10 protein-coding genes are annotated in these 13,158 nt (G+C 40.6%); 9 read left to right on the top strand and 1 reads right to left on the bottom strand.

The genetic code is table 11. The features are described 5' to 3' along the window. The first annotated feature begins 11 nt into the window (after positions 1-11). The 7 genes from MSP8886_RS15780 (at position 12) to MSP8886_RS15750 (ending at position 9,104) form a co-directional block, all read left to right on the top strand. A complete protein-coding gene (locus MSP8886_RS15780; RefSeq protein ID WP_067018164.1) occupies positions 12-1,016 on the top strand; it encodes an HlyD family secretion protein in 1,005 nt (334 codons plus the stop codon). A gap of 3 nt (positions 1,017-1,019) precedes the next feature. Beyond that, positions 1,020-1,793, top strand: coding sequence for a 4'-phosphopantetheinyl transferase family protein (locus MSP8886_RS15775; protein WP_067018162.1), 774 nt, complete (start codon positions 1,020-1,022; stop codon positions 1,791-1,793). A 107-nt stretch (positions 1,794-1,900) separates the two neighbouring features. Continuing rightward, entirely contained in the window at positions 1,901-2,578 is a 678-nt protein-coding gene (locus MSP8886_RS15770) for a response regulator transcription factor (protein ID WP_067018160.1), read from the top strand. Next, a complete protein-coding gene (locus tag MSP8886_RS15765; RefSeq protein WP_067018158.1) occupies positions 2,559-3,956 on the top strand; it encodes a sensor histidine kinase in 1,398 nt (465 codons plus the stop codon). Before MSP8886_RS15770 ends, MSP8886_RS15765 begins: the two co-directional genes overlap by 20 nt. A gap of 88 nt (positions 3,957-4,044) precedes the next feature. Then, positions 4,045-5,421 (top strand): glutathione-disulfide reductase, encoded by a 1,377-nt coding sequence (gorA, locus tag MSP8886_RS15760; protein ID WP_067018156.1) that lies wholly within the window; start codon positions 4,045-4,047, stop codon positions 5,419-5,421. Positions 5,422-5,613: 192 nt separating this feature from the next. Next, entirely contained in the window at positions 5,614-7,362 is a 1,749-nt protein-coding gene (locus MSP8886_RS15755; protein WP_067018154.1) for a bifunctional lysophospholipid acyltransferase family protein/GNAT family N-acetyltransferase, read from the top strand. 275 nt (positions 7,363-7,637) lie between these two features. Then, positions 7,638-9,104 carry an aminoacyl-histidine dipeptidase gene (locus MSP8886_RS15750; RefSeq protein WP_067018151.1) on the top strand — a complete coding sequence of 489 codons (1,467 nt, stop codon included), beginning with the start codon at positions 7,638-7,640 and terminating at the stop codon, positions 9,102-9,104. A gap of 43 nt (positions 9,105-9,147) precedes the next feature. Here MSP8886_RS15750 and MSP8886_RS15745 read toward each other — a convergent pair whose 3' ends face one another. Continuing rightward, a complete protein-coding gene (locus MSP8886_RS15745; protein WP_067018149.1) occupies positions 9,148-10,725 on the bottom strand; it encodes a serine/threonine-protein kinase in 1,578 nt (525 codons plus the stop codon). A gap of 557 nt (positions 10,726-11,282) precedes the next feature. Here MSP8886_RS15745 and tagH point away from each other — a divergent pair. Further along, on the top strand, positions 11,283-12,674 hold the full coding sequence (gene tagH, locus MSP8886_RS15740; protein WP_067018147.1) for a type VI secretion system-associated FHA domain protein TagH: 1,392 nt from the start codon (positions 11,283-11,285) through the stop codon (positions 12,672-12,674). Between the two features lie 22 nt (positions 12,675-12,696). Continuing rightward, entirely contained in the window at positions 12,697-13,158 is a 462-nt protein-coding gene (gene tssJ, locus MSP8886_RS15735) for a type VI secretion system lipoprotein TssJ (RefSeq protein ID WP_067018251.1), read from the top strand.

The raw sequence follows: 13,158 nt of genomic DNA, 5'->3' as shown, positions 1-13,158 counted from the left end.
TTGGCGTTATTGTGAAAAAAATAGCTAAAATTGTCATTCCTGTTGTCTTGATGGCCATGGCGGGAGGTTCCTACTGGTATTATTATGCCCGCTATTTTCAATCAACAGATAATGCTTATGTCAGAACTGATATTACCAATGTGAGCTCCCACATTAATGCTCAAGTTGTTAAAGTTAATTTCATTAATAACCAGGAAGTTAAAAAAGGGGATTTATTAGCACTATTAGATGATCGTGAGTTTATTATTAAAAAAAAACTTGCTGAAGCGTCTTTGGATCAAAGTGTCGCTCAATTATCTAATGCGAGAGCGTCTTACCAGATGCAAAAAAGTGTGATTAGTGAGTATCAGAGTAAAGTGGATTCTATGAAGGCAAAATACAGTAATTCTCTTGAGCAGTATAAGCGCTTGCAATCGTTGGAAAAGCAAAATTTTGTCTCTAAGAAAGACATTGATCAAAGTGCATCCGTCTTTCATATTGATCAAGCGGATTATTGGCAAGCCATTGCGAGTTTGAAAACTCAGCAGGATAATCTAAAGGTGTTGCAAAGCAAAATAGATCAAGCAAGAGCCATGGTAAAACAGGCTAAGGCCAGCTTATCTCAGGCTGTTTTATCTCTTGGTTATACTCGTATCATTGCTCCAATTGATGGTACCGTAAGCAATAGCAATCTTCAGGTTGGTATGATGACTCAGCCGGGACAGTCTGTCGTTAGCCTTGTTTCAGATGAAACTCCTTGGGTGAAAGCCAATTTTAAAGAAACTCAAAAAGCGAGGATGCATAAAGGCCAATCGGTTGATGTTTCGATTGATGCCTATCCTGGCAAAGTCTTTAAGGCCAAAGTGGAGAGTATTGCCCCTGCAACCGCATCGACTTTTGCTCTATTACCAGCTGATAATGCGACAGGGAACTTTACTAAAGTAGTACAGCGTGTTCCTATTAGAATTGTGTTTGATAAACCGGTTCATCTAGATAGTGGACTATCTGCTGTAGTGACGGTTGATACAAGGAACTAGTCTGTGGATTTTAGATTACCTGCAAATTGTTGTATGCCGATCTGCTCTGATTGGTCAGATATTTGTGGTGATGAGTTTATTTGCAAGGAACAATATTTTGATTTAGGACCTATATGTCTCTCTTCCTGTCAGTTTAACCCTTCGCTATATTGTGACTCTCTCTTTTTTGAATTAGGGGTTCGTTTTCCACCATCGTTAGAAAAGGCTGTGGCGTCACGCCGCGCAGAATTTTTAGCGGGTCGTTATCTCGCCAAACAAATGCTGCAAAAAGACGGTAACGATGATTTGAAAGACTTTGAGGTGATAGTAGGTCCTGACCGTTGTCCTGTTTGGCCAAATGGCGTGCTTGGATCCATTACACACAGTCAAAATATAGCAGCTTGTGTTATGGCACAGTTGCCTTGTGCTGATTATTACCTAGGAATTGATGCTGAAAAAATATTAACTCTTGAAACATGTCAGGAAATTGAAAGTTCTATTGTTACTTCTGATGAAATGATGTATATGAAAGAGGTTGGGTTTAGTGACGAGGTCGCTTTGACTCTGATTTTCTCAGCTAAAGAGAGTGTATTTAAAGCTTTGTATTCTTTCATTGGCCAATACTTTGGCTTTGAAGAGGCCAACTTAGTAAAGGTTGATCGTGAGAAACAAATATTATATTTTTCTTTATCGCCTTTTTTAAGCAACAAGTCTGGAATCAAAAAAATACTAAATTGTCAGTTTTCTATTCAAGGAGAGATGGTTATGACACTCGTATTCGATAAAGTAAACTCTTAGAGAGGTCAGTTTTATAAATTTTTTAATTAACTTATAAGACCTATTTATACAGATTTTTATAATGTACTTTTTGTGACACGTTATAGGTTATACAAGGATAGATAACTATGCGTATATTATTAGTCGAAGATGACATAATGTTAGGGAAAGCTATTGCTGACTCTTTAAATAAAAATCAGTATGCTGCTGATTGGGTTAAGGATGGGGAAAGTGCTTTACATGCCTTACAAACAGAGTCCTTTTTACTCGTTATTCTAGATATTTCTTTACCCGGTATCAACGGCCTAACTGTTTTAAAAGAGCTTAGGAGTAGAGCAAATAAAACCCCTGTACTTGTTCTAAGTGCTCGGGATGAATTAAATGATCGTGTCTATGCGCTTAATCATGGGGCCGATGATTATTTGACGAAACCTTTTCAGGTTGAAGAATTATTAGCAAGAATTCATGCGATCATTAGGCGCTCAGCTGGTATTGCAGATGATACCATTGTTGTTGGTGATATTGCTGTGTCTCTTTCCTCTCATAAAGTCATGGTGTCGGATGAGCAAATTAACTTAACCCCTAATGAATTCAAGATACTCTTATATTTGGTGACTAATGCTGGTCGCGTATTCAGTAAAACGCAAATTTTGCAAAATATGCATGGTTGGGATGAAAGTGCGGGGCTGAATTCGATAGAAGTTCACATTCATAATCTTAGAAAGAAAATGCCTAAGGGATCGATTAAAAATATAAGAGGAGTTGGATACATCATCCAACAAGAGCATGAAGTTACACTCCGTTAAGCGTCGCCTTGTTTTTGCCAGTGTACTCCTTTGCTTAGCGGTGATTACCGTTTCAGCTATTTGGGTTTATATCGGTACACGCCAAGCCATCTTAGAGGTCAATGATGAACACTTTCGTGAGATTAATGAAAAACTTCTCAAGCTGCTTTTGATCACGCATTCACCTGCAGGGAAAGATTGTGATTTTGATGCTGAAAAAGTGGTTGGTGATAGCATGAAAAATGAACCCACTTCACAGAGTTATTCTTATCTTCTACTGGACTCTAATGGAAAAATATTAGCAAAATCCAAAAATGCGCCTCCAGAAGATCTGGTCCAAATGCGTCATCTAGGGTTCGATAATATAAAAGATCCGACGCATAAGGGAGTGTGGCGTGGGGTAACAGTGAGGCTGACGGATCCACAAACCGGACTCCCTATGTGGCTTTGGTTTGGAGAAGACATGCATTTGCGTGCCGAAGTAGAGGAAAAAATCGTCATTCCTGCGATTGTCCCCCTAGTTATTAGCACGCCTTTTCTGTGTTTGTTACTGGTTTTATTAACAAATTATCTATTTGCTCCGATTAATCGACTGGAAAAAGAAGTCTCCAGAAAGACTATTACTAACCTGACTCCTCTTAGTACGAAAAATGTGCCGAGAGAGCTCTACAGTTTCATTGAGCGCTTAAACTTTTTATTTCATGAAGTGGATGCGGCATGGAAAAGAGAAAAACGTTTTAATCAGGATTCTGCTCATGAGCTACGTACACCGTTGGCAGTGATCATGCTGAATGCAGAGAATGCCTTACAGACCACCGATTTAGAACAAAGAGCCTATCATCTAGAGCAGATTAAACGAAGTATTAAACGTTCTGAAAGGACCATAGAGCAGTTGTTGACACTTGCTAAAGTGGATAATGGTTTGCTAATAGATTTTAGTCATACTGTTGACCTCATTTCACTTTTACAGGAGGTGGTTGCTGAATTGGTACCATTAGCGCTTAAACAGAATCAAAAAATTATGCTTGAAACGGAAGGGCAAGCCTCAGAAATTCAAGGAAATGAAATTTTTCTTGGGTGTTTGTTTCGCAACCTGATTGATAATGCGATCCGATATTCCGGAGAAGGTGCCAGTATCTGTGTCGATATTAGAGAGGAGGATAACAGCTTTCAAGTGTCGGTGACTGATAATGGACGAGGTATGTCTCAGGAAGAGATTGAACGTGTGTTCGAGCGTTTTTATCGCGGGAGTCAAGCGCAAAGCAAAGTGAATGGTGTCGGGCTTGGAATGGCCATTGTTCAGCGCATTGTAGGTCTGCATCAAGGGGATATAGATATCACATCAGAAGATGATTCTTTGGCTTTTGTTATCACCTTACCCAAAGTTAGGAAGGGATGACTGAGAGCCTTTTTCTTAGCTTCTTCTTAGAGGATAGGACTGTTAAACTGTTGTCATATTACATCGTGAATGATTTTGGAGACTTTGAATGTCTTATCAGTTTGATTTGTTTGTTATTGGCGCTGGTTCTGGTGGGGTTCGAGCATCTCGTATCGCCGCTTCAAAAGGTTATAAAGTGGCTGTTGCGGAAGGGAGTTCGCTAGGTGGTACCTGCGTCAATATTGGTTGTGTGCCTAAAAAACTGTTCGTCTATGGTTCGGAGTTTGGTCATGGTGTCGAACAGGCTGCTGGTTACGGTTGGATGTATGATGGTGTAAGCTTTGATTGGGCCACTTTAAGAGACAACAAAACCAATGAAATTGCGCGTTTAAATGGCATATATCAAATGATGCTTGATAAAGCAGGTGTTGAAATAATATCAGGTTTTGCCTCTTTTATTGATGACCACACAGTGTCTGTGAATGGTGTTCATTATACAGCTGAAAAAATTCTCATTGCAGTTGGTGCAAAACCCTTTATTCCTGAGTTTGATGGAAAACAATGGGTAGTGAGTTCCAATGAAATGTTCTACCTAGAAGAACTTCCTAAAAAAGCGTTGGTTGTTGGAGGTGGTTATATTGCCGTAGAGTTTGCTGGTATTCTCAATGGTTTGAATGTCGACACCACGTTAATTTATCGTGGAGAACAGCTACTTCGGGGGTTTGATCAAGATGTGCGAGATTTTGCTTGCGAAGAATATATAAAATCAGGTATCGATGTGCGTTTAAATACGGATGTTGAGCGTATTGAACTAGCCGATCCAACAAACGAATCAAGCCACCGAGTTGTGTATTTCAAAGATGGCAGTAGCGAAGAGTTTGGTTTGGTCTTATACGCAACTGGACGTGTGCCAAACGTGGAGGCTCTCGCTTTAGAGAACGCTTCTGTGGAAACATCGAATAGTGGGGCGATCAAAGTTGACCATAATTTCACTACCAGTGTGCCGAGCATTTTTGCTCTTGGTGATGTGACTGATAATATTCAGTTGACGCCTGTCGCGATCAAAGAGGCAATGGCGCTGATTGCTTATTGGTTTGATGGTAAAGAGATCGATTTTGACTATGATAATATTCCGACCGCTGTTTTTAGTCAGCCATCCATTGGTACGGTTGGCTTAACGGAACAAGATGCTGAGTCTCGTGGCTTGGATTTTCGGGTCTATCAGACGGATTTTCGTCCTATGAAGCACACTCTTAGCGGCAGCACAGAACGAGCTCTGATGAAAATGCTGGTTAGTAATTCGGATGATAGGGTGATCGGTGCCCATATGGTTGGGGATTACGCTGGCGAAATCATACAAGGTTTGGGTGTGGCGCTTAAAGCTGGTGCGACTAAAGCAGATTTTGATGCCACGGTCGGAGTGCATCCAACTAGTGCTGAAGAGTTTGTGACTTTCTCAGAAGGGTCGCTGAAGCCTCGCAACTGATTGCCTTCTCGATCCCTAATATTGATGACGATGCTCATAGTATGTGCCGTAACTACGCGCTTTGATGGTTTAAAATGCTCGATAAGTAAAATGAGCGGACTAAGGAAGGTTTTGTTTAGGTATGTTTTATGGCACTAGATGTCGTTTCATCAAATTATATTTTAATATAACCTTTACAGGATAAGGAAAAAAATGAGTAGCAGTCCTTTTCGTTTGCCTCACTTTACGCCATTTGGTGTGGGTGAATCCCTAGTAGAATGGGCAACGGGATTAGCCAAGTTAGATCGTATTTACCAGCAACGTCCTCAAGGATTGTCTAGCTTTGAGTTTATGCGTTATACCTTATCCGCGCTCAATATTGAGTATGATGTGTCGCTGGGTTCTATAGATAATATTCCAAAAGAAGGGCCTGTTGTAATTGTGGCAAATCACCCTCTTGGTGCCATTGAGGGGGTGATCTTGGCCGAGCTGATAGGCTCGGTTCGCCCCGATGTGAAGGTGTTAGCAAATGAAATGCTTAAACGGCTTCCTGAAATTCGGGAGTTGTTTATTGGTGTAAATGTGTTTGGTGGAGCTAAGGCGAAAAAGACCAATAGTCTGGCTATTGTCGATGCCAATAGACATCTTGCCGAAGGGGGGCTGCTGATCATTTTTCCAGCCGGAGAGGTCTCTTCTTATGCGAAAGGGTCTAAACAGTTGCTAGATATCGAATGGCGCAACTCTGTCGCTAAGTTTGTAAAGCATAGCAAGGCGACCACGGTCCCCATTTTTATTAATGGAAAAAACAGTGCCCTGTTTTATGGGGCGGGCCGAGTTCATCCACTGCTAAGAACCGCTTTGTTGGCTCGTGAACTGTTAAATAAAAAGTTAAGCCGTATTTCGATTTCTATTGGTAGCCCTATTTCATTTTCCGAAGTCAGTGAGTTTGAAAATGACAAAGATATGGTGAACTATTTTCGGCTGAATACCTATTTAATGGGAGCTCAGCATAAAGATGTTCCACAAGCTTTAGGGCAGAATCACGATCTGCCTATTATAGATGCCTTAGATTCAGTGGTATTAGAAAGAGAAATTGCTCAGCTTCCTAGTAGTGATCTGTTGTTGGTTCAAGGTGACTATGCAGTATATTGCTCATATTCTCAAAATATTCCGAACCTGATGAGAGAGATTGGGCGTATTCGAGAAGTGTGCTTTCGATCAGTTGGCGAAGGCAGTGGTTTGTCTTGTGATGTTGATGATTATGATGCTTATTATCGTCAGTTATTTGTCTGGCATAAAAAAGATAAGCAAATTGTTGGGGCGTATCGCTTAGGTCAAGTTGATCAGTTAATTGAACAAAAGGGGTTGAGTGGCCTTTATTCACGTAGTCTGTTCAGCTACGATCAAGCCTTTATTAACTCTCTTGATAAGAGTATTGAAATAGGGCGATCTGTTGTGGCGCTGCCTTATCAAAAAAGCCTTAACTCACTATTAATGCTGTGGAAGGGCATTGCTCGATTTGTCTCTCTTAATCCAAGCTATACACATTTGTTTGGTCCAGTGAGTATCAGTAATGACTATAGTATGATTTCTAGGCAGCTTCTTGCTGAAACTTTATCTATTCATTATTACGATCAGGAAAAAGCCAGTTTAGTGTCGCCACTTTCTCCCATGAGGAAAAGCGGTAATGCATTTTGGCAGCCGAATTTGTTGTCTTCTTTGACCAGTGTGTCACTTTTATCGAAGGTCGTATCTCGCCTCGATCAAGGGAAAGGTGTACCTGTTTTATTGCGTCAATATCTTAAAATGAATGGCAAGCTCGTGTGTTTTAATATCGATCCCGCTTTTCATGATTGTTTGGATGGGTTAATCGTTGTTGATATTAAAAGCGTCCCTTTGCCAACGCTCGCTAAGTATATGGGGCAAAATGAAGCGCAAGCGTATTTATCGGAAGATGTTTAAACTCTGAGAAACTCTTTACTTTCTCGTTCCTTCATACTGGTAGAGGCTGAGTCGTACATGCGTTTTCTCTATAACGGCTATCTTTATTTCGATTGCCTGATTGTTGGGCTTTTTATAATGTAGTTAGGGAAATGTGTCGTTTCACTCCTAATTTTCTCTTTAGCTTGTTGTGCTCAAGGACGAGTTTTGAGGCATAAATATCGATATTAGGAGGTATTCATCTCATTTCCTTACCCCCTCAACAAAGATAACGACTTAATAATATAAGAGAGATCATGAACGAGATTCTAACCACACTCGAACCAAAAGCGATTTGGAGGCATTTTCAGACGTTATGTAACACTCCAAGACCTTCTTACCACGAAGCTTCTATCCGCCAACACCTAATTGATTGGGCGCACAGCATTGGCTTAATCACTTATGTTGATACGGCTGGGAACTTGCTGATTCGTAAGGCTGCGACAGAAGGGATGGAAGGCGCCGAGACAGTGATTCTTCAAGGTCACCTCGACATGGTCTCGCAAAAAAGTGCTGATGTTGAACACGACTTTGAAAAAGATCCCATTGTAGTTCGAGTGGTCGATGGGTGGGTGCATGCCACAGGCACGACTCTTGGTGCCGATAATGGTATCGGTGTTGCGGCTGCATTGGCCGTATTGGAATCGTCTGACATTCAACATGGCCCGATTGAAGCTCTATTTACAATAGAGGAAGAAACCAGTTTACGTGGCGCATTGGAATTAGAGGAGAGTATTTTAAATGGCAAGATTCTCCTAAACTTAGATTCAGAAGATAGTGGTGATGTATACATAGGCTGCGCTGGCGGTGTTGATATCAATGTTTCTAAACGATATCAGGCCCAAGCTGCTAGTGAGGGTGCAAAAGCCATGACGATATCCATCACTGGCCTACGTGGTGGACATTCAGGTTTGGATATCCATAAAGGGCGGGCTAATGCCAATGTACTAGCAGGGCGCTTATTAAATGCTCTGAAAGAGGTTAATCACTTTGGATTAACTGGTTTTACGGGAGGGACATTGCGTAATGCTATTCCCCGAGATTCCTCTTTTACTATCAACTACCGACCAAGTGAACAGTCAGCTATTCAGCGTCTTATTAGTAAAGTGTCGAATGATATGAAAGCGGAGTTTGCCTCGACTGAGCCAAAATTAGAAGTTTTTGTTAGCTCGGCAGCGGTAGAGAATGAGTTGTTTTCTGATGATCAGGTTGCACTCATTAATGCGCTTAACTGTGCTCCTAATGGCGTTAATCGTATGAGCACAGAACTGCCTGGTGTGACGGAAACGTCTTGTAACTTTGGGGTCATTAATCTGAAAAACGATGTCGATGGAAGTAAATGTTTCGATGCTTGTTTACTTGTTCGCTCTCTTCTGGATTCCGCTGTTGAACACCATGCTCAAACCGCGAAGTCAATATTTAATCTAATTGGCGCTGACGTAGCGTTAGAAAATGCTTACCCAGGCTGGCGCCCTGATCCCCAATCCGGTTTATTGAAGCACTTTCTCGAAGTGCATAAAGAAATAACAGGCAAAGAAGCTAACGTGAAAGTTATTCATGCAGGTTTGGAATGTGGTGTTATTGGAGCGAAATATTCGGGTATGGAAATGGTCTCTTTCGGGCCAAATATTCGTGGTGCTCACTCTCCAGCTGAGCGAATGGAGATTGCCTCAGTAGGAGAGTTTTGGCGATTGTTGGTCGCCTTGTTAGCATCTGTGAAATAGGGTTGAGTCGTCAGCTAAGCTTTAAGCTTAGCTGACTTGTTCACTATGAGTCACTCTTATTAAATAGGGCTTTATCAATGCTCATAAGTGTTTTGGTTTGAGTTTTATTGCCTGACGCTTGGGCCTTTTTAAGAGCCGCTTTGAATGTTTTAGTTTGCTGTTTAGTTGGTGTGAATGTATTTTCACCACCGATAATGCTTAATTTGTGAAGTAGCACTAAAATATTATTTTGATCCTTTTCAAAATAACGTTGTTGGTTAAGCATGTTGTTAATGCGAGTGATGATGTCCATGCTAATTGATTGACGCTCAACTTGCATATTGTTGTATTGGGTATGTAATACTCTAGAGTCCGGGTAATAGGTTAAAGCCTGCTGATAAATTTTAGAGATGGCGGGGTAGTTTTTTATCTTCCCTTCTATGTTTTTAACATTGGCAATTCTATCATCAAATATTTGGATGATTTCTTGTTGGTGTATCTTCAAAAGCCCCTGCTTTATTGTGTTAAATTGGGGGGGGATTTGATTAAAATAATTTAATGTTCTTTGTGCATCCCACGACATCCATTGAGTTATTTGATTATTCATCGCAACGGCATTATTTTTTTCTGCGATAAGCTGCGAATTAGCTGCATGAATATTCTGATAAGCGTAGGAGGCAGCAACGAGAAGGGCGAGTACTATAAGTATAGACGTAGCTATTGTTGTTAAACCTTGAAAAGGTTGACAGCTTAATCGTTGTAGTATGTTTTGTCGCTTATCGGCTTTTAATGAAACGGCTGATTTCAAGGCCCGCCAATAAAAGAAAGGGCTATTTTTAGGCTTCTTAGCTTTGGTGTTCTCATTAAGAGTATTTGATGCTTTTCTTTCATACGGGTGTCGGCTGCTTAAAACCTCATAGATAATGCATCCCAACGAGAAAAAATCGTCTTTTACATCGGCAGAGTAGCCATTAAGCTGCTCTGGGCTGGCATAAGAGGGGGTGTAGCCACCAATGACTTCATTGTCATTCTTCTTGCTAAAGGCATAAGCATCATTGTTAGTAAGTTGTTTTGCAATTCCAAAATCCAGTATTTTTAACTCCCCGGATCCAGTAATAATAATATTGGATGGTTTGAGGTCGTTATGTATCACTCCGTGGCTATGCGCATAATCTAAGGCGCTGATGAGCTGTTTTATGATTGGATAGGCGGTTTTAAATTTAATGCCTGTTGGCTTATTGCGTTTGATGAGCTGTTCTAACGTTTCTCCATTAACCCATTCCATTACAATATAATGAGTATTGTCTTCTGTGCTGGTAGTGAATACTTTAATAATATTGGGGTGAGATAGCGGCTGCGTCTGGGCGGCTTCTTCTTTTAGCAATCGAATTGCTTCTGGAGATTGAGAGAATTCTGGTCTTAGAATTTTGATGACGATCGGGTAATCAGATAATGAATTGTGCTCTAAAAACGTATCTCTGGCTCGATAGATATAGCTCATGCCGCCTTGCCCAATAAGCTCGACGATTAAATATCTATTAGATAGCAATTTGCCAATAAAGTCTTGATTGTTGAAATGGCTAATATTTGCTTTTGATGAATTAACCGATACTATCTGTGTTTTATCATCATTAATGCTCATCCTGAAGTCCTTTAGTTACAACAAACACATTATCAAATTAATATTGCTCCAGGACAAATACTGTCTTTGGATCCATTGCACAGGAAGTGCATTTTTACAAAAAAAAAGATTTTTAGCAATGGACACCACTGCTAGGCCAAACAATGGAAACTCTTAATGCTTAATGTTGTAAGAGTCATTTATTGTGCACTTTTCAGAGAGAAAAGAGGTTCTTTTTAGTGTCATTCAGCGTTATTCTTAGCTGAATTGAGATACGCTTTTCTGTTGGTTCAGTGTATGTCGCTACGAAAGTGAGCAGGATGTATGAGGGGAGCTTTTGCTATTGATGTTAAGTAAATAGTAAGCGGTATAATGGCTAAACTGGGTAAAACCTGAACAAACGGATAAAAAATATAGTGGTATCATCAAGAGAGGAATTTGCTCTGAGGCCTTGATAATAGCTGATTAGAGTGGGAAGTTGCCTCACAGTCAGGTCGTCCGACCGTTTTCTTTCTTGTTGAGGTGAGCAGCAAAGTCATTTATGATTTTGAGGATGTAGATACAAGGAAACTATTAGAATGGAAGTTTTATTAAAAATTACTAGTTATCATCGTCTCTCACCAGAAATAGAGGCGACCAAGTCTACTGAGGATTCGTTAACTTTTGGACGTGCTCGTGAATGTGATTGGCATTTGCCTGACCCTGAAAAAGTAATCTCTAATAAACATGGTGAGGTCGTTAATGAGGGCGGTCTATTCTATGTCTACGATTATTCAACCAATGGGTTGTTCATTAATCATAGTGTGTCGCCTTTAGGAAAGGGAAATAAACATAAGTTAGTGGATGGTGACACTTTCAATGTGGGTGATTTTCAGATTGAAGCCTCATTACAGGGTGCTCAACAAGATTTATCTGAGGCTGGTCAGCCTAATGTTCCTGCAGAAAGCCCAGCGCAAACTGAGTCTGCTGTAAATTCTTTTTCCTCTTTTGATGCTGTCCCTGCAATTGAGCCTGCGCCAGCTTATGCTCGTGAGGATATTCTCGACGAATCGATGATCCCGCCAAAGATGGCACCTGCTGATACAGCTGACTCTGTAGATAATACCTCATCTAATGTTAATTTCATTCCCGAAGATTGGGATGCATTTTCTTTTTCCGATAACACTAGTTTGGATCCGTTTGCTAATGATCATCAAATGGCTCCGCAACCGCAACCGCAACCGCAACCGCAACCGCAACCGCAACCATCTTTTGTTCCACCTAAGGAAAGCGCAACGTCGCCTACAGCTCAAGCTCCAGAGGTGCAGCCCCAAAAAGAAGCATCCAAAGAGTGTGGTCAAACTACAACCACTCCCATTAGACATGAATTGCCTCAAAACAGTAACCAGCAAGCTCATATGCAGGCATTTCTAGAAGGGTTAGGGGTTTCATCAGCGGTTAGAGATGAACTCGAAACAGAAAAACAGTGGTTCGAGATGGGAGTTGGTTTGAATGCGCTTTTGATGGGTGTAATAAATTCGTTAAGACAACGCGCTAACATGAAGAACCAGATGAAGATTAATCGTACGATGTTTCAGGTGGAGCAAAATAATCCGTTGAAGTTTTCTGCCACGATTGATGATGCGATCCAGAATCTATACACGCGTAAAAGCGGGAGTTTTCTCGGAGCTACTGCGTCAATAAAAGAAAGTTTTGATGATTTACATACGCATGAAGGCGCTATATTAGCTGCCGCTTCTGGTTCCTTAGAGGCTCTATTGAAGCTTTTATCGCCTGAGATGGTCAGTAAAAAAGCAGATGAGAATAATTCCTTGTTAAAGTTTATGCCGAAAAGTTCTGGGGCGATAAGCTGGAAACTGTATCAGGAATTATTTGAAGAATATTCTAAAGAAGTGAATCAGAAAGGCGTCATGGCGCTTTCTGATGAGTTTTTAAGTGCATACGATAACTACGTTAATAAACAAAATTAAAAAAGGATTTCCTCAAGTGAAAATGATCAAGTTGCCATACATGTTTTTAGCTGTTCTGTTTTTGTTCCTAACGGGCTGCTCAACTGTTAATTACATTGTGCCACCGTCAACTGATTTAGAAATTAATGTTGCAAAAAATGTCAACCCAGACATAAATGGTAGGCCTTCGCCTGTGGTTATAAGGGTTTTCGAATTAAGCTCTAAGGCAGTTTTTGATACACAGGACTTCTTTAGTCTTTACGGTGATGCAGAAAAGGTACTTGGTCCAGACCTGCTTAAGAAAGATGAAATTGAACTGCAACCAGGTCAGAAGCTTGATTACAAAATGAAGTTAAATCAAAACACACGCTTTATAGGTATAATCGTCGCGTATAGAGATATTGATAAAGCAAAATGGCGAGGTGTCGTCAAAGCAGATCCAACTGGCTATGATGATGTGCGAGTCAATGTTGAGTCTATCGCAACCTATTTGAAAGAGGAATAA

Source organism: Marinomonas spartinae, assembly GCF_900089775.1.
Taxonomy (GTDB): Bacteria; Pseudomonadota; Gammaproteobacteria; order Pseudomonadales; family Marinomonadaceae; genus Marinomonas; species Marinomonas spartinae.
This window is presented reverse-complemented; position numbering and strand designations above follow the sequence as displayed.